Origin of the sequence: Schumannella soli (assembly GCF_006517435.1) — a bacterium.
In the GTDB taxonomy this organism is placed as follows: Bacteria; Actinomycetota; Actinomycetes; order Actinomycetales; family Microbacteriaceae; genus Schumannella; species Schumannella soli.
Window position 1 is genome coordinate 358,643 of sequence record NZ_VHQG01000005.1, and the last position, 16,486, is coordinate 375,128.

General features: G+C 73.1%; 15 protein-coding genes. 11 read left to right on the forward strand and 4 right to left on the reverse strand.

Annotation, left to right across the window (positions count from 1 at the left end):
• Positions 1-110: 110 nt before the first annotated feature.
• Positions 111-1,439 (reverse strand): ROK family transcriptional regulator, encoded by a 1,329-nt coding sequence (locus tag FJ657_RS16705; protein WP_141164834.1) that lies wholly within the window; start codon positions 1,437-1,439, stop codon positions 111-113.
• Between the two features lie 177 nt (positions 1,440-1,616).
• On the opposite strand from FJ657_RS16705, the gene FJ657_RS16710 reads away from it, so the two are divergent.
• Positions 1,617-2,015, forward strand: coding sequence for a hypothetical protein (locus tag FJ657_RS16710; RefSeq protein WP_141164835.1), 399 nt, complete (start codon positions 1,617-1,619; stop codon positions 2,013-2,015).
• A gap of 39 nt (positions 2,016-2,054) precedes the next feature.
• Here the strand turns inward: FJ657_RS16710 and FJ657_RS16715 are convergent, their stop codons facing one another.
• Positions 2,055-2,645 carry a TetR family transcriptional regulator gene (locus FJ657_RS16715; protein ID WP_181409025.1) on the reverse strand — a complete coding sequence of 197 codons (591 nt, stop codon included), beginning with the start codon at positions 2,643-2,645 and terminating at the stop codon, positions 2,055-2,057.
• A gap of 121 nt (positions 2,646-2,766) precedes the next feature.
• Here FJ657_RS16715 and FJ657_RS16720 point away from each other — a divergent pair, with 121 nt between their 5' ends.
• A complete protein-coding gene (locus FJ657_RS16720; RefSeq protein ID WP_141164837.1) occupies positions 2,767-4,251 on the forward strand; it encodes an MFS transporter in 1,485 nt (494 codons plus the stop codon).
• A gap of 231 nt (positions 4,252-4,482) precedes the next feature.
• Here the strand turns inward: FJ657_RS16720 and FJ657_RS16725 are convergent, their stop codons facing one another.
• Positions 4,483-6,003, reverse strand: a complete 1,521-nt coding sequence (locus FJ657_RS16725) for an HNH endonuclease signature motif containing protein (RefSeq protein ID WP_141164838.1) — start codon at positions 6,001-6,003, stop codon at positions 4,483-4,485.
• Between the two features lie 317 nt (positions 6,004-6,320).
• Here FJ657_RS16725 and FJ657_RS16730 point away from each other — a divergent pair, with 317 nt between their 5' ends.
• From FJ657_RS16730 to FJ657_RS17525, 6 genes are all read left to right on the forward strand, one after another.
• Entirely contained in the window at positions 6,321-6,986 is a 666-nt protein-coding gene (locus FJ657_RS16730) for a dihydrofolate reductase family protein (RefSeq protein ID WP_141164839.1), read from the forward strand.
• Between the two features lie 136 nt (positions 6,987-7,122).
• Positions 7,123-7,902, forward strand: a complete 780-nt coding sequence (locus FJ657_RS16735; protein ID WP_141164840.1) for an RraA family protein — start codon at positions 7,123-7,125, stop codon at positions 7,900-7,902.
• Between the two features lie 73 nt (positions 7,903-7,975).
• Positions 7,976-8,575 (forward strand): GTP cyclohydrolase I, encoded by a 600-nt coding sequence (gene folE / locus FJ657_RS16740; RefSeq protein ID WP_141164841.1) that lies wholly within the window; start codon positions 7,976-7,978, stop codon positions 8,573-8,575.
• A 4-nt stretch (positions 8,576-8,579) separates the two neighbouring features.
• A complete protein-coding gene (folP, locus tag FJ657_RS16745; protein WP_255447410.1) occupies positions 8,580-9,458 on the forward strand; it encodes a dihydropteroate synthase in 879 nt (292 codons plus the stop codon).
• Positions 9,459-9,473: 15 nt separating this feature from the next.
• Positions 9,474-10,325, forward strand: coding sequence for a pyrimidine reductase family protein (locus FJ657_RS16750; RefSeq protein ID WP_255447411.1), 852 nt, complete (start codon positions 9,474-9,476; stop codon positions 10,323-10,325).
• Between the two features lie 225 nt (positions 10,326-10,550).
• Positions 10,551-11,798 carry an InlB B-repeat-containing protein gene (locus tag FJ657_RS17525; protein ID WP_141164842.1) on the forward strand — a complete coding sequence of 416 codons (1,248 nt, stop codon included), beginning with the start codon at positions 10,551-10,553 and terminating at the stop codon, positions 11,796-11,798.
• Positions 11,799-11,873: 75 nt separating this feature from the next.
• On the opposite strand, the gene FJ657_RS16760 is transcribed toward FJ657_RS17525, so the two are convergent.
• Positions 11,874-13,331: a class I adenylate-forming enzyme family protein gene (locus FJ657_RS16760; protein WP_141164843.1), complete on the reverse strand. Its 1,458-nt coding sequence runs from the start codon at positions 13,329-13,331 to the stop codon at positions 11,874-11,876.
• A gap of 81 nt (positions 13,332-13,412) precedes the next feature.
• On the opposite strand from FJ657_RS16760, the gene FJ657_RS16765 reads away from it, so the two are divergent.
• The 3 genes from FJ657_RS16765 to FJ657_RS16775 all read left to right on the forward strand — a co-directional run bounded on the left by FJ657_RS16765 (position 13,413) and on the right by FJ657_RS16775 (position 16,476).
• The gene (locus FJ657_RS16765) at positions 13,413-14,072 is read left to right on the forward strand and encodes a pentapeptide repeat-containing protein (RefSeq protein ID WP_141164844.1); all 660 of its coding nucleotides are present in this window, start codon (positions 13,413-13,415) and stop codon (positions 14,070-14,072) included.
• Positions 14,073-14,248: 176 nt separating this feature from the next.
• The gene (locus FJ657_RS16770) at positions 14,249-14,920 is read left to right on the forward strand and encodes an HAD-IA family hydrolase (RefSeq protein WP_255447412.1); all 672 of its coding nucleotides are present in this window, start codon (positions 14,249-14,251) and stop codon (positions 14,918-14,920) included.
• 122 nt (positions 14,921-15,042) lie between these two features.
• Positions 15,043-16,476, forward strand: coding sequence for a right-handed parallel beta-helix repeat-containing protein (locus FJ657_RS16775; RefSeq protein WP_141164845.1), 1,434 nt, complete (start codon positions 15,043-15,045; stop codon positions 16,474-16,476).
• Positions 16,477-16,486: the final 10 nt, after the last annotated feature.

A 16,486-nucleotide genomic window follows, 5' to 3' on the forward strand; every position in this document is an offset into this window, starting at 1 on the left:
GCGCGCCGAGGAGGCGCGCCCGAGGCCGCCGGGTGGGTCACGCGGCGGTGGAGCGGTGTGCGGTGGTGGGCGGTGTGCGGTGGTGGGCGGGGTCGATCCGGTGGGGAGGTCTAGCCGCTGGAGTCCGTCGTGCTCGGCGCGGGCGCAGCGCTCGCCGTGGGTGCGGCGCTCGCCGTGGCGCGGGCGACGGGGCCGTCGCCGGGCCCGTCGATGGCGCGGGCCGCGAGCGCCTCGCGCACAAGGTCGACGAGCACGAAGCCGGCGCCGCGCAGGGCGGGCGCGACCTCGACTCCGGGCGCGACGACGGCGGTCGCCCAGCGGGTGCGCGTGCGCAGCCAGGCCGTCGTCGCGGCGGCGAGTGCGGCGCCGCCGGCGACGCCGACGGGACCGTGCACGATGACCGTCTCGGGGTCGGCCACCGCGAGCGCGGGCAGCACGTTGTGGCCGAGGCGCTCGCCGAGAGCCAGCAGGAAGGGATGCCGCTCCTCCAGGTGCGGCATCCGCTCCAGCACGGCCAGCCAGACGTCGTGGTCGGGGGCCTGGTCGGCGGCCGTCTCGCTCGTCTCGAGCACACCGTGGGCGAGGGCGAGCCGCACGACCGCATCCTCGCTGATCAGGTCGGCGACGGTGTCGGCGGCGGGCTCGAGCGTCACGCTGTCGCGCGGGGCGCTGAGGTAGCCGGTCTCGCCCGCGGCGCCCGAGGCGCCGGAGTGCACTCGTCCGCCGATGTCGAGGGCGAGGCCGATTCCCTCGGCGACCCAGAACAGCGCGAACGAGCTGCTCGCGCGGCCGACGCCGATGCGGCGCTCGGCGATCGCCGCGAGGTTCGCGTCGTTCTCGAGCACGACCCGCAGCCCGAGCGCGTTCGACAGGGTCTCGGCGACGCGGTCGCGCGGCCAGCCGCCCGGCACGTCGGTGAAGATCAGGCTGTCGCTGGCGTGGTCGACCGAGGCCTGCACGCCGACCGCTGCGGCGGTCACGTCGTCGGGGTCGATGCCGGCGGCCTCCGCAGCGCGCACGATCGCGGCCTCGATGATGTCAGCGGCGTCAGCGCGGGCCTCGTCGGGCGACATGCGGTAGGCGACGAGGGGATGCGCGGAGCCGGTCGCGTCGACGACGGTCGACCGCACATCCACCAGCTGGATGTCGATCGCGACCGCGATCGTCGAGCTCACGTCGACGGCGTAGCGCGCGGCGTTCGGCCCGCGGCGTCCGCTGGGCGAGGCCTCCGGGGCCTCGACGATGACGCCGGCGGTCTCGAGGCGGCGGATGATCTCCGCGGCGGTCGGTTTGCTGAGCCCGGTGAGGTTCGCGATCTCGTTGCGGCTGAGCGGGCCGCGGTCGAGCAGCAGGGTCAGCGCGGTGCGATCGTTGAGCTGGCGCAGGAGGCGGGGCTGGCCGGGCTGGCCCGGGATCGCGGCCGACGCTGCATCGTTCATGCGGCGACAGTAACAGCCAACCTTGTTTATGAAAAGGGTTGTTTCTGGTTTCGTTCGCCGGCCCGCTCCGACTACCTGGGTAGGCACTGGACGGTGTGCGTCCGCGCCGCATCCCGCCGCTACGGTCGGCTCGGGTCGGGCCGCACTCCGCCGTCATGGCCCGCGAAGGAGCGCACCATGAACCGTCCCGGCACCGTCACCGCCTCGCTCATCCTCTGGGTGCTCGCCGCGATCCTCGGCATCATCGGATCGATCATCGCCTTCGTCGGGCTCGGTGCCGCGGGCGCTGCGGCCGCGGTCGGCGGCTCGGGCGCCACCGGGTTCATCATCGTCGGCGCGATCGTCGCCCTCGTGATCGCGGTCGTGCAGATCGCCGTGCTCGTGAAGTTCGCGCAGGGGCGCAACTGGGCGCGCATCCTGCTCACCATCATCGGCGTGCTCGCGATCATCGGCGCCGTCGGCAACGGCTCGAACGGCGAGGGCACCTCGTGGTTCACGCTCGCCTTCTACATCCTCGCGATCGTGCTGGCTTACGTCGGCGGAGCGAACGAGTTCTTCCGCCGCGGGCGTCGCTGAGCGCCGGCGTCCTGCTCGCGCCCACACCCACGCCCGCGCTCAGTCGAGCGTGATCTCCGCCAGTCCGCCGAACGCGGCGAAGTAGGCGTCGAGCAGGGGGCTGAGCCGCGAGCCCGGGGTGCGGGCCCACTCCTGCCAGGCGAGATCGGCGGCCGAGACCGCGGCGGCCGCGAGCGCGCGGGCGGCGCGGTCGTCTCCGAGGCGCTCGCGCAGCACGTCGGCCAGGGCTGACTGCTCGCTGCGGCGCTCCCAGGCGAGGCGTCCCTTGAGCGCGGGCACGTCGGTGATCATGCGGATGCGCGCCCGGGTGACATCGCCGCGCGCCTCGGAGGCGGCGACCATCGACTCGGCCGCGGCGCGCAGCTGCGCCCACGCTGCGGTGCCCGGCTCGGCGGGCGTCTCGGCGACGCGACGCGCGTAGGCGCCGGCCGATCCGCGCGAGGCGGAGACCACCGCATCCTCTTTCGACGCGAAGTAGCGGAAGAAGGTCGCGCGCGAGACGCCGATGCCGTGAGCGATCTCGTCGACGGTGACCTCGTCGAAGCCGTTCTCGGCGCAGAACGTGGCCGCGGCGTCGGCGAACTCGGCGCGGAGGATCTCGCGACTGCGATCGCGCACCTCGTTGGTCATGATGTGGAGTCTACAAGGTGATACGGTGTCCGTCGAATGAGACGGCGTCTCACGCGACATCGCGGTCACGCCCCACGCGCGTCTCGCGATCGGACGAACGGAAGAGAAGGACACCCGAGCGATGACCCAGACCCCGACCCAGGACATCCCCCTGGCTGCCGCCGACGGCGGCGGAGCGGACGGAGGCGGAGGTGCGAGCGCGCGTCAGCGCCACCCGAACGGGATCCTCGCCGTGCTCGCCTTCGCGGGCCTCGGGGCGTCGTTCATGCAGACGATCCTGATCCCGATCCAGGGCGAGCTGCCGCGGCTGCTGAACACCACGAGCGACAACACGGCGTGGGTCATCACGGCGACGCTCGTCGCGGCCGCGGTCTGCACCCCGGTCGCCGGGCGCCTCGGCGACATGTTCGGCAAGCGCCGCGTCGCGATGGTCCTCCTGCTGCTGCAGGCGATCGGCGCGATCGTCGCCGCGCTCTCGAACGACGTCGGCACGATGATCGTCGCGCGCGTGCTGCAGGGCATGGCGGCGGGCGTGATCCCGCTCGGCATCTCGATCCTGCGCGACGTGCTGCCGTCGAGGAAGCTGGGCTCGGGCATCGCCCTCGTCAGCGCCACGCTCGGCGTCGGCGGCGCGCTCGGGCTGCCGCTCAGCGCCGTCGTCGCCGAGAACCTCGACTGGCACGCGCTGTTCTGGGTCGCCGCCGGCATCGCCCTGCTCGCCTTCGCCGCCTACGCCCTGCTCGTGCCGGCGAGCACGCAGCGCACGCCGGGTCGCATCGACGTCGTCGGCATCATCGGCCTCGCGCTCGGTCTCGTCGGGGTGCTCATCGCGGTCTCGCGCGGCGGCGAATGGGGCTGGGGGGATGCGCGCACCCTGACCCTGCTGATCGGCGGCGTGGTCGTGCTGCTGATCTGGGGTGTGATCGAGCTGCGCGTGAAGGACCCGCTCGTCGACCTGCGCGTCAGCGTGCGCGGACCGGTGCTGCTGACAAACCTCGCCTCGGTCGCGATGGGCTTCGCGCTCTTCGCGTCGAACGTGGTGCTGCCGCAGCTGCTCGAGCTGCCGCGGGCGACCGGCATCGGGCTCGGCCTGACCCTCACGGTCGCGGCGCTCATCCTCGCCCCCTCGGGCCTCGCGATGATGGCCATGTCGCCGGTCGCCGGTCGGGTCGAGCGGCGCTGGGGCCCGAAGCCGCTGCTCATCATCGGCGCCGCCGTGCTCGCGCTCGCCTACGGTCTGGCGCTGCTGTTCCACGCCGAGGCGTGGCAGATCCTTCTCGTCAACATCGTGCTCGGCGTGGGCGTCGGCATGGGCTACGCGGCGATGCCCGCACTCATCATGCAGGCCGTGCCCGCGCACGAGACCGGTGCGGCGAACGGGCTCAACGCGCTCATGCGCTCGCTCGGCACGAGCATCGCCTCGGCCGTCGCCGGCGCGATCCTCGCCCAGTCGGTCACGACCGTCGGCGGGGTCACCGGGCCGAGCGAGGGCGGATTCCTGCTCACGCTCGTGCTGGGGCTCGGGGCGGCGGTGGTCTGCGTGATCGTCGCGGCGTTCATCCCGCGTCCGCGCGCCGACGAGAAGGGCTCGATCGAGCTCGGCTGAGTGGACGAGGCGGAAGCCCGGCTCGGCTCGTCCGAGGACGCGCCGGGCATCCGCGCGGGCGCGCCGACATCGCGCAGGTGGACGGCGCGGTGAGAAGCGCTCGCTCGCGGGTCGCGCAGTTCGGTGGGCGTCTGGTCGGGGCCGTCCTGAGGGCCGGCTGGCACGCTCGCGACCAGGGGGACCAGGGGGACCAGGGGCGCGCTGGCGACGCGTTCGAGCGCGCGCGGTCGATCAGAAGGGTGCGGGGTCGAGTGCGACGCCGAGGTCGATCTCGAGCAGCTCGAAGAAGCGGTCGAGAGCGTCCGGGTCGGGGTCGATCGGGATATGCAGGATCGATGTCGCGGCTGCGACGTCGGGCGGTTCGGGTGGGGTGCGGCTCTCGGGTGGGGTCGGCGGATCGGGCGAGTCGACGAGGTCCGGTGGGTCGGGTTGGGCCGGCGGTGTCGGCGAGGTGGTCGTCGTCGTGGGAGTGAATGCCACTGCGGGGATCGGTGCGTTCTCGCGGTAGATCCGTCCGGTCTCGGAGGTCCACTCCAGAACGCCGCCCGGGAGCTGCCGCACGGTCCATCCGGTGAATTGCTTCATGGAGTGGTGGCGTTGGCAGAGGTGGGCGAGGTTGCTGAGGGCGGTGGGGCCGCCGAGGGCGTGGTCGTGGGTGTGGTCGAGTTCGCAGCGGATGGCGGCGGTGCGGCATCCGGGGAAGCGGCAGTGCTGGTCGCGGGCGCGCAGGTGCCGGCGTTGCGCCCAGGCGGGTCGGTAGGTGTCGACGGCGATCACGGTGCCGGAGGCGGGGTCGGTGAGCATGCGGGTGAGCGTGGGCGCGTTGCGGGCGAGGCGGCGCGCGGTGCCAGCGTCGATCGGGGAGCGTCCGATCAGGTCGGCGGGGTTCTCGTCGTGACCGACGAGTGCGAGCGCGGGGACGACGACCTGCACCTGAGCGCGGATCGCGCCGAGCGCACCTTCCCGGTCGCCGTGCCGTGTCGGGTCGAGTGCGGGTGTCCCGGCGAGCAGCAGATCGGCGAACACGTCGGCGCGGATCTGGTCGATCCCGCGCCGGTCGGGCTCGGCGGTGGCGGCGTCGTCGGCGGCGCTCAGGTCGCGGGCGTCTTTGACGGTCTGTCCCATGCGGGTGAGGCGGTCGAGGATCGCGTCGCCGATCACCGTCGGGACCGTGGCGACGAGATCGCACATCCCGTCCCGTCCGGGGTACACGCGCACGCACCGTGACCGGGCGGCCTCGGTGTGTCGTTCGGTGAGGGTTCGTGCGGCGAGCTGCTCGGCGTAGATCTCGAGCCCGGCCCGCACCCGGTTCGGGGTGTCGTACAGGCTGCGGTCGAGGGCTTCGGTCTCGAACTCGGCCCGCCGCTCGACCGGCACGACCCGTCCTGTGGCGACGATGACGTTCACGTGACCGCGGCTGATCAGGCCCGCCTCCCACGCATCCAGGGCGTTCGGGTAGTGCTCGACCATCTCGCGGGCGTCGCCGATGCGCGCCTGCACGGTGCGATCCGAGAGTCGCAGCACCCCGCCGAGCTCGGCCGCGACCGCCCGGAGTGCCATGTCGTGCGCCTTCACGCTCGCCCGCGACCCCGCCGCCTCACGGTCGGCGTGCTGCCCCGCGCGAGCCAGCGCCCGCACCTGCGCGACCTCTGCCGCTGCGACACGACTCGCGGCATCCTGCACCTCGACGACCAGCGCCTCGAGCGCGGCGGGTGCACCATCGCTGTCGGGGATCGTCGGGGGCTTCTCCATACCCACACCGTGACAGGCGCCACCGACATTCACCGGGACAGGATGCGAGATCAGAACCGCCGGTCACGGCCGCTTTACGCCGCATGAACCACCGACATCGCCGATTGCATCTCAGCCGCATGCGCGCGCGGGGCACGCCCAGTCCGCCGACATCTCACACGGTCAGCGCGCGTCCCGTCGTCGCCCCGTCGACGCGCTCCGACACCCCTGGCCAAGCCCGCCCGCGCGGCCTAGCCTGGCCGCACATCCGCCCGTTCCGTCGGCCGTGACGATCGCCGCGTGCCGCGCCGGGTGATCCGAGCGGCGAAGGAGCCGACATGAGCGAGATCGTGGTGCAGGAGTTCATGACCCTCGACGGCGTCATCCAGGGGCCGGGCGGCGACGGGGAGGACGAGGAGGGCGACTTCCCCTACAGCGGCTGGCAGATGGATTACGACGCCGACCACTTCGCCTCCGGCGACGGGGCGGGAGGCGCGAACGGCGCCGAGGGCACCGCCGGTGACGAGGGCGACGGCCTCATCGCCGAGTGGGAGAGCCGCACCGGCGCACTGCTGCTCGGCCGCAAGACCTACGACATCTGGGCGCGCGCGTGGGGCGTCTGGAGCGAAGACGAGCCGGGGCTCATGGGCGAGTTCACCCGCCGCTACAACCGCGTCACCAAGTTCGTCGCGTCGTCGACGCTGATCGATCCGAGCTGGAAGAACACGGTCGTCGTGCGGGATGTCGCGAGCGAGGTCGCCGAGCTGAAGCAGCGCACCGACATCGACGGCGAGATCCGCGTCTGGGGCAGCGCCGACCTCATCCGCTCGCTCGGCGAGCACGACCTGGTCGACGAGTACCGACTGATCGTCTACCCGGTCGTGCTCGGCACGGGCAAGAAGCTGTTCCCCGAGGGCTTCGCGCTGAGCCGCTTCACGGTCGCCGAGACGCGGCCGCTCACCTCGGGGGCGGTCGTCAACGTGTACCGGCGCGAGCGCGACTGAGGCGGGGCGGGCGGGCGACGACGGGCGGCTTCGGGCGGCGGATGCGGGCGCAGGTCGGCGGATGCGGGCGGTCCGCCCGCGCGGTCGTGGCCTGCGCCGACGTCACGGCGTCGGTCGGCGGCTCTACGCTCGCGACATGAGCGACGTCGACGTGCATCCCGCTTCGGGCAGCGGCTCCGCCGCGGGCTCGGGCCCCTCCGCCGACGCGGCAGCGTCCGTGCCGCTTCCCGCCGCCCCGACGGCCCCCGTGCCGACCGCCCCGGTCGCCGACGCCGCCGTGCGGCTGGGCGTGCCGCTGCGCTGGGCCCCGCCGTCGCTGAACCCGCTGCTGCCCGAGCGCCCCTTCAGCGGACCGGCCGCACCGGTGACGCACCTCGGCAGCGTCGACGTCATCCTCGAGGTGATCGATGACGCGCGCCCCGGCGACGTGCTCGTGATCGACAACGGCGGACGCCCCGACGAGTCGTGCATCGGCGACCTGATCGTGGCCGAGGCGGCCCTCGCGGGCATCGCGGGCATCGTGCTGTGGGGACTGCACCGCGACACGGCGGAGCTGCGGCGGCTCGGGCTGCCGGTGCACAGCCTCGGCGCGCTCCCGACGGGGCCGCGCCGCGTTCCGCCCGCGGGATCGGCCATGCGCGTCGCAAGCATCGACGGGGTGCTCGTGCACGGCGGCGAGCTGGTCGTCGCCGATGACGACGGCGTCCTGCTCCTGCCGGCCGACCGTGCAGACGAGGTGCTGGACGAGGCCCGACGCATCCAGGCCGTCGAGTCCCGCCAGGCCGAGCTGATGCGGGGCGGGCGCTCGCTGCGCGAGCAGCTCGACTTCGCCGCATACCGCGCCGCGCAGCGCGCCGACCCCGCGCTCACGCTGCGCGCCTACCTGGCCGCGCGCGGGGCGGCGGTCGAGACCTGAGCGGACACCGCGGGTCGCGTCGCGCGCCGTCACCGGCCCGGCTCGTGTCGCCCGCGCGCGGTACCGTCGAGGCATGACCCCGTCCGAGGCCGTGCCCGACGCCGTGCCCTTCGACCTCCCCTCCGGGGAGCGAGCCGTCGCCGAGCTGCTGCGGGCCCTCGGGCAGGACCCCGACGAGGAGCGTCTGCGTCGCACGCCCGAGCGCTTCGTGCAGATGCTCGCGAACGCGATCCAGCGCGATCCGCTGCCGCCGGCGTCGTTCATCGACGGACCGGCCTCGCGCGACCTCGTCGTGGTGCACGGCATCCCGTTCCGCTCGCTGTGCGAGCACCACCTGCTGCCGTTCCGCGGCGTCGCGCACGTCGGCTACCTGCCGGGCGAGCGCCTCGTCGGCGTCTCGCTTCCGGTGCGGGTCGTCGAGCACTTCGCCCGCGGCCTGCAGCTGCAGGAGCGCCTGACCGAGCAGGTCGCCGACTGGCTGGATGCGAACCTCGAGGCCCGCGGCGTCGGCGTCGTGATCGAGGCCGAGCACCAGTGCATGTCGTTCCGCGGCATCGGCGACGCGGGCACGACACTGCTGACGAGCGCCTTCCGCGGCGAGGTGACCGCGCTGCCGTCGCCGTTCGGGGCGATCGCCACGGCCGCGGGCGACGCGGCGCCCGCCGCGGAGTGACGAGGTGACCGCGCAGCGCATCGGCCGACGCGAGTTCGACTTCGCGCGGCAGGTCGCGGTGATGGCCGTCATCAACCGCACCCCCGACTCCTTCTTCGATCAGGGCGCGACCTTCGCCCTCGACCGTGCCGTCGCCGCCGCCGTGCGCGCGGCCGAGCAGGGCGCGGACTGGGTCGACATCGGCGGGGTGCCCTTCGGGCGCGGACCGGCGGTCTCGACCGACGAGGAGATCGACCGCGTCGCCCCGGTCATCGCGGGCGTCGCCGCCGAGACGGATGTCGTCATCTCGGTCGATACGAACAAGGCCGCCGTCGCGCGCGCCGCGATCGAGGCGGGCGCCGCCGTCATCAACGACACGAGCGGACTCGGCGATCCCGACATGGCGGCCGTCGTCGCCGGCAGCGACGCGAACCTCGTGATCACGCACAGCGTCGGTCCGCCGCGCGAGGAGAAGCCGGCCGCGCACTACGGCGATGTCGTGGACGAGGTGCGCGCCTTCCTGGGCGAGCGCGTCGCGCTGGCGGAGGCGGCGGGCATCCCGCGCGGGCGGCTCATCGTCGACCCCGGTCACGACCTCGACAAGAACACGCTGCACTCGCTCGAGCTGACCCGGCGCATCCACGAGCTCACCGCACTCGACCTGCCGCTGCTCGTGGCCGTCTCGAACAAGGACTTCATCGGCGAGACGATCGACCGCGAGAAGAAGGACCGCCTCGCCGGGTCGCTCGCCGCGATGGTGGCCTGCATCCTCGGCGGCGCGCGCATCGTGCGCATGCACGACGTCGAGGCGAGCATGGACGCGGTGCGCATGACCGAGGCGATCCTCGGGCTGCGGGCCCCCGTGCGGCTCGAGCACAACACCCACCCGACTCGCAACGTCTGACGAGCGGAGGCTCTCGTGACGACCCGCATCGACCGACTCTGGCCCGATCCGCTCGACGGGCTCGGCGACGATGACCTGCTCGCGACCTACGCGCCGCCGCTCGGTGCGAGCGCGTACCGGGCGGGTGCCGACGGTGGGCGATCGGGCGGTGAGGATGCCGGTGGTGCGGATCCGCGTGTCAGCGACAGCGCCGATGACAGCGCGGGCGACGGCGCCTGGCTGCGGCTGAACTTCGTGTCGAGCCTCGACGGCGCCGCGACCCGCGAGGGACTCTCCGGTGGGCTCGGCCGCGGTGGCGACAAGCGGGTGTTCGATCTGCAGCGGCGCTGGGCCGACGTCGTGCTCGTCGGGGCCGGAACCGCCCGCGCCGAGGGCTACGGAGCGATGGCGCTCGACGACGAGGCCGTCGCCTGGCGTCGCGCGCAGGGGCTCGCACCGCATCCGGTGTTCGCTCTCGTCACCGGCCGGCTCGACCTGGACCCGGCATCGCCGATCTTCGCCGAGGCGCCGGTGCGTCCGCTCGTCTACACGGTCGCGAGTGCGCCCGCCGAGGCTCGTTCGGCGCTCAGCGCGGTCGCCGAGGTGGTGGATGCGGGCGAGACGTCGGTCGACCCGGCCCACGTGCGCGCCGACCTCGCCGCGCGCGGGCTGCTGCGCATCCACGCGGAGGGCGGACCGAGCCTCTTCGGCGCCTTCCTCACGGCGGGCGTCGTCGACGAGCTCTGCCTCACGATCGCGCCCACGGTCGAGGGCGGCTCCGCCGGCCGCATCGCCCACGCCGACGCGGCCGCCCCGACCGACATGCGCCCGGCCTCGGTGCTGCTCTCCGGGGACGGCGAGCTGCTGCTGCGCCACGTGCGCGCCTGAGCCGTCGAGCCCTCGCCGGCCCGAGCCGAGACCTTCGTCGTCTCCGACGATGTCGTCCACCCTCGAACTGGGGTCACCCGCGGCGGGCGACGATCTTCCGAGGACTCGGACGATGCTCAGCCGACTGCGATACTTCGAGCAGCCCGACTCCCCAGCTCCGCGCGTCCTCGTCTGCCCGGTTCCTGTCGTGCGACCCGAACCCGCTGTCCGACGAGGCTGGAGACCATGATGAAGCTCGCCGTGCGCTCGACCGCCGCCGCACTCACCGCCCTCGCCACCGCCGGTGTCGGCTCGCTCTTCGCGGGTGCAGCACCGGCGCAGGCCGCCGAGGGGGACGCCTGCGGTCCGGGCGCGACGCTGCTCGCCCCCGACACCTGCGAGCAGGTCTTCACCGGAGGCACCACGACGTTCACCCCGAGCGCGACGGCGACGAAGCTCGAGGCTCTGCTCGTCGGCGGCGGCGGATCCGGAGCGGCGTACGGAAACGGAACCGGCTATGGAGCGGCCGGAGGAGGAGGCGGCGAGGTCAAGGTCGTCGACGTCACGACCGGCGCGGCGCCGATCACGGTGAACGTCGGTGGATCCGCTCAGGCCAGCTCGATCGTTTCGGGGGCCTTCACCTCCAGCGCGGCGTCCGGTGTCGCCGGTGTCGCCGGTAACGAAGTCGCCACCGGTGGCGCGAGCGGCAACGGCAACGCTGGCGCTTCCACCCCGGCCGGCTCGAACTATGCCGCCGGCGCCGGTGCGGGCGGCAGCCCTTCGGTGCAGCAGAACGGCGGCGCCGGACTGGTCGTCGGTGATGTCGCCGCCGTCGGCTCGCTCTTCGCGGGTGACACCCGCTGCGTCGGCGGTGGTGGTGCGGTCGGCACGATCAGCGGATCGATCGTCGGAACGGCCGCGTGCGGCGGTTCTGCGCAGACTCCGGGGGATGCCACGCAGCTCTCGGCTGCCGTTGCGAACAGCGGAGGAGGAGGCGGCGCCACGATCGGCGATGCAGCGACCTCCCGTTTCGGGACCAGTTCGGCTGGCGCCTCCGGCGTCGTCGTGCTGCGCTGGCGTCTCGCCCCGGTGACGGTCACCTTCGACGCCAACGGCCACGGCGCTGCGCCCGCAGCGGAGACGGTCTCCTACGGCACCGCCGCCGCCGAGCCGTCGGCTCCGTCGGCCACCGGCTGGGTCTTCGGCGGGTGGTTCACCGACGCCACGCTCGCGACCCCGGTCGACTTCGCGGCGCCGCTGACCGCATCCACCACCTACTTCGCGAAGTGGACCGCCGGGCCCGTCTCCGGCACGCCGACGGCGGTCGACCCGGCCGCCGCTGTGTCGGACGGCGACGCGGTCGGCGCCGACCGGCTCCCCGACACGGGCGTCGAGGTGTCCGGCGCAGCGATCGTCACAGCGCTGTCGGCCCTGGTGCTCGGTCTGGGACTGGTCACCGTCGCCCGTGTGCGCCGACGCCGTCAGCAGTTCTGACTCGCGACGCGATCCGATCGATTCGAAGCGCCCCGCTGCTCGGCAGCGGGGCGCTTCCGCGTCAGTCGGACGGGGTCAGCTCTCGCCGTGCTGCGCCGCGAGCACACGGCGCAGCGGCTTGCCCATCGCATTGCGGGGGATGTCGGCCACGCGGACCACGAGGGTCGGCGCCGCCGAGGAGAACTCGCGCGCCAGGCTGCGGACCAGCTCCGTGACGTCCGCGTCGGCGTCACGCGCAACCGCGTCATCCAGCACGATCGCCAGCCCGATGCCCCGCACGCCGGATTCCGTCGCGTAGTCGAAGGCGCAGGCGTCTTTCACGCCCGGATGCGCGAGCGCGGCGTGGTCGAGCCGCACCGGATCGATCTTCACTCCACCGGCATTCAGCACCTCGGTCTCCCGGCCGGTGAGCGTGAGCCCGCCGTCGGCGCGGAAGAAGCCGAGATCTCCGGAGTAGAACCAGCCGTCGCGGAACGCCCGTGCACTCGCCTCCGCGTCGCCCAGGTACGAGAAGGCCATCCCCTCGCTGCGGTGACGCACCCGACCGCGCTCTCCGATCGGCAGCGGACGATCCTCATCGTCGACGATCTCGATCGTGGAGCCCGGCAGCACAGAGCCGGCGTCGGAGGGATCGTCCGAGTCGTACACCCGGCTCGTGCCGATCGTCGCCTCGGTCGAGCCGTACATGCTGTGGATCACACATCCCTCGGTCGCCCGCCGCACCCGATCGGCGACGCCCGGGGGCATGACGGTCCCGCCGACGAAGACCGTCTCGACGGCGGGCAGCGTGCGACCCTCCTTCTCGAGCTGCTCGACCAGAGCCGCGATCTGCGCCGGGGAGCCCTTGAGCGACGTGACGGCGTTGTCGGCGGCCAGCCGCACGAGCGCCGCCTGATCGGCGCCGCCCGAGCTGAGGAACGGCCGACCGCCGTCGACCGCGAGGTGGAATCCGCCGAAGCCCCAGGGGGTGCGGAAATCCATCAGCACCAGGAAGGGGTCGCCCTGGAACCAGGTGTCGAGGGCATCGTCGAACGATCGGAGTGCGCGCCGGGACAGCTCGATCGCCCGAGGGGTGCCGGTCGTCCCGCTCGAGAACACGATCCGGATGGTGTCGGGGCAGTCGTCCGTCGGGCTGATGCCGGAGGGGTTCTCCTCGATGCGTCGCAGGAAGCGCGCATCCACCTCCACGATCTGGGCATCGGCGATGACCGGTGCGCCCGGCGAACCCGCCCGCGACGTGACGACCCAGTGGATGTCGAACACCCCGGTCGGGTCGTACCCCTCGGGCAGGACGGTCGGGATCGCACCCTCGTGGTAGAGCGCCTCGGTGAACAGGACGGCGAGCTGGTCGGGGAGATCCAGCGCGACCACCTCGTGCGCTCGCAGTCCGAGTCGGCGCAGCTCGAAGGCGATCTGCTTCGTCAGCAGGAGCGCCTCGGCGTTCGTGACGACACTGTCGGCGGAACGGAGGAAGCCGCCGCGCGGATCGGCGTCGGCGTTGCGCTGCAGCGCGAGGAACAGGTTGTCGGGCACGCCTCAGAGTAGAGCCGACGCCGGGGTCGACCGTCGCGCGACGCGTGCGCCGCTGTCGGCGGCTGCCGACAGGATGGGCGCATGGCGAAGAAGACCGACCCGACCCCGCGCATCGACCCGCTGCGACTGCACGGACTCGTCGACGGCGACCCGACCGCGCTCGCCGCGGGGGAGCGCTACGAGGGCCTCCGCATCGCCGGCGCCGACCTCACCGAGTGGGACCTCTCGGGAGCGACGTTCACCGAGTGCGAGCTCGCCGACTGGACGGTGCACGACACCGGTCTCCGCGCCATCCGCCTGATCGAGACGCGCCTCGAGCGGCTGAACGCGCCGGTGATCGTCGCCCCGCGCGCGACGCTGCGCGATGTCGAGATCGACGGCTCGCGGCTCGGATCGGCCGAGCTCTACGACGCCGAGCTCGAGCGCGTCGTGGTCAGCGCCTCGAAGCTCGGCTGGCTGAACCTGCGCTCGTCGCGGCTGGAGGACGTCGTGTTCCGCGGCTGCCGCTTCGACGAGCTCGACCTCGGCGGCGCGACCCTCACCCGCGTCGCCTTCGAGGACTGCACGGTCGACCGGCTCGTGCTGCACGGCGTCCGCGCGACCCACCTCGACCTGCGCGGGCTCGACGTGCACGCGATCGACGGCATCGAGGGGATGCGCGGCGCCCGCATCGGCGAGGTGCAGGCCGCCGCGATGACGAGACTGTTCGCGGCGCACCTCGGCATCGAGATCGCCGACTGACGACGGTCCGCCCCTGCCGCCGGGCGACGCCGCGCCGAGTGGCCACGAATGCAGACGACACGCCGCACGTGGCGCGCATCTCTGGTCGCTGGACGACCGGGGCATCGCGAGGGTGGCCACGAATGCACGCGACACGCCACACCGAGCCCGCAACCGCCCTGCGCTAGCGTCGGAGCGTGCCGATCGACCTCACCGCATCCGGGTTCCTCTTCGACATGGACGGCACGCTCGTCGACTCGCACGCCGTCGTCGAACGGCAGTGGGGCCGCCTCGCGGCCGACCACGGGCTCGACATCGACGAGATCCTCCGCGTCTCGCACGGCGTGCAGGCGATCGACACGATCCGCCGCTTCCTGCCCGACCTGAGCCCCGCCGAGCAGACCGCCGTCGCCGACGACCTGGTCGCGCGCGAGGAGGACGACATCGACGGCATCGTCGAGATCGCGGGCGCGGCGGCGTTCCTGGATGCGATGGCCGCCGCCTTCGCGCCGGTCGCCCTCGTCACGAGCGCGCCGCGCAGTCTCGCGCTCGCACGCCTCGACGCGGCCGGCGTGCGCCGTCCGGTCGTCGTCGTGACCGCCGAGGACGTCGAGCGCGGCAAGCCGAACCCCGACGCCTTCCTGCTCGCCGCCGAGCGACTCGGACTCGACGCCGCGAGCTGCGCGGCCTTCGAGGATGCGCCCGCCGGCATCGCCGCGGCCGTCGCCTCGGGCGCGCAGACGGTCGTCGTCGGCGGCGCCGTGACCGCCGAGACGCCGGCCCTCGCCCGCATCACCGATTACACCGGGCTCGTCGTCGACATCGCACACGACGGCGGAGCCCCCGTCTGGCGGGTCAGCGGCGCCTGACCGGCGCACCCGCCGCGCACCCGCCCGCGCATCCCGACTGCGCGCGTCATCGTCGCGTCATCTTCCCCTCGGCATCCTCGGCTCAGGCAGCGCACCGCTGCCCCGACACCGGGAGATGACCGATGACACCGAAGACCCTCCGATTCGGCGCCGCCGCCCTCGCGGCCGCGACCGCCGTCGCCGGCGTGACGCTGACGTTGGCGACCACGACCGATGCCTCCGCCGCGCCGCCGAAGCCCCGTGCAGCCGCATCCACCACCAAGCTCTTCGTCGCGCCGACCGGAGCCGACACGAACGCCGGAACCGCCGCCGCCCCGCTGCGCACCCCGCAGAAGGCCGTCGACAAGCTCGGCGCCGCGGGCGGCACGGTCGAGCTGGCCGCGGGCACCTATGCGAAGCAGCGCATCGTGCTCAGCGGACGCAGCGGCGTGACCGTGCAGGCCGCGCCCGGCGCGAAGGTCGTGCTCGACGCGACGGGGCTGACCCCGGCCGCCGACACGACCGGGGTGGTCGATGTGCGCGACAGCTCCGACATCGTGATCCAGGGGCTGGATGTCACCGGCTTCCGCACGAAGTCGCGCGGTCGCACGCCGGTCGGCATCTTCGTGGGCGGATCCGGCTCGAACATCACGGTCGCCGGCAACCACGTGCACCACCTCGGCAACGACAACACGACGCAGGAGGCGGATGACGTGAACGCCCACGGCATCGCCGTCTACGGCACGAACGGCGCGAAGCCGATCACGAACCTGACGATCCGCGGCAACGAGGTCGACCACCTCGTGCTCGGCGCGAGCGAGTCGGTCGTCGTCAACGGCAACGTCGACGGCTGGACGATCGACCAGAACGCCGTGCACGACAACAACAACATCGGCATCGACGCGATCGGCTACGAGAAGACCGCGACCGGCGGCTCGACCGACGCCGACCGCGCGCGCAACGGCCGCATCACCGGCAACACCGTCACCCGCATCACCTCGATCGGCAACCCGGCCTACGCGGGCGGCTGCGACTGCGCCGACGGCATCTACGTGGATGGCGGCCGCGACATCGTGATCAGCGGCAACCGCGTCGACAGCGCCGAGATCGGCATCGAGGTCGCCTCCGAGCACAAGGGCGGCACGACGAACGGCATCCGCGTCGAGAACAACACGGTCGTCCGCAGCGCCTGGGTCGGTCTCGCGGTCGGCGGCTACTCGGCGACGAAGGGCGACGCCTACGACGTCACCGTGACCGGCAACACCTTCACCGGCAACAACCAGAACGACGACGGCTCGCCCGAGATCCTGCTGCAGAACATGGTGCACGACAGCACCTTCACCGCGAACCGCATCACCGCGACCGGCGGCAGCCCGGCTCTGGTCGGCCGCGTGAAGAACGCCGGCGCCGCCGCGAAGACCGCGAACGTCGTGTTCGACCGCAACGACTACGGTTCGCCGGTCGCGGCGACGCAGGTCGCCTTCAGCTGGAACGGCAGCGACGTGACCGGGTTCTCCGCCTGGAAGACCCGCTCCGGTCAGGATGCGGCGAGCACCTACACGGTGCGCTCCAGCTGACGAAGATCGC

What these genes read in the sequence shown, in the direction of transcription:
- FJ657_RS16735 (WP_141164840.1), top strand. Translation starts at nt 7,123, where the DNA reads ATGAGCGACGTCGACGTGCATCCCGCTTCGGGCAGCGGCTCCGCCGCG.
- FJ657_RS16725 (WP_141164838.1), bottom strand. Translation starts at nt 6,003, where the DNA reads ATGGAGAAGCCCCCGACGATCCCCGACAGCGATGGTGCACCCGCCGCG.
- FJ657_RS16720 (WP_141164837.1), top strand. Translation starts at nt 2,767, where the DNA reads ATGACCCAGACCCCGACCCAGGACATCCCCCTGGCTGCCGCCGACGGC.
- FJ657_RS16710 (WP_141164835.1), top strand. Translation starts at nt 1,617, where the DNA reads ATGAACCGTCCCGGCACCGTCACCGCCTCGCTCATCCTCTGGGTGCTC.
- FJ657_RS16730 (WP_141164839.1), top strand. Translation starts at nt 6,321, where the DNA reads ATGAGCGAGATCGTGGTGCAGGAGTTCATGACCCTCGACGGCGTCATC.
- FJ657_RS16775 (WP_141164845.1), top strand. Translation starts at nt 15,043, where the DNA reads ATGACACCGAAGACCCTCCGATTCGGCGCCGCCGCCCTCGCGGCCGCG.
- FJ657_RS16765 (WP_141164844.1), top strand. Translation starts at nt 13,413, where the DNA reads ATGGCGAAGAAGACCGACCCGACCCCGCGCATCGACCCGCTGCGACTG.
- folE (WP_141164841.1), top strand. Translation starts at nt 7,976, where the DNA reads ATGACCCCGTCCGAGGCCGTGCCCGACGCCGTGCCCTTCGACCTCCCC.
- FJ657_RS16715 (WP_181409025.1), bottom strand. Translation starts at nt 2,645, where the DNA reads ATGACCAACGAGGTGCGCGATCGCAGTCGCGAGATCCTCCGCGCCGAG.
- FJ657_RS16705 (WP_141164834.1), bottom strand. Translation starts at nt 1,439, where the DNA reads ATGAACGATGCAGCGTCGGCCGCGATCCCGGGCCAGCCCGGCCAGCCC.
- FJ657_RS17525 (WP_141164842.1), top strand. Translation starts at nt 10,551, where the DNA reads ATGATGAAGCTCGCCGTGCGCTCGACCGCCGCCGCACTCACCGCCCTC.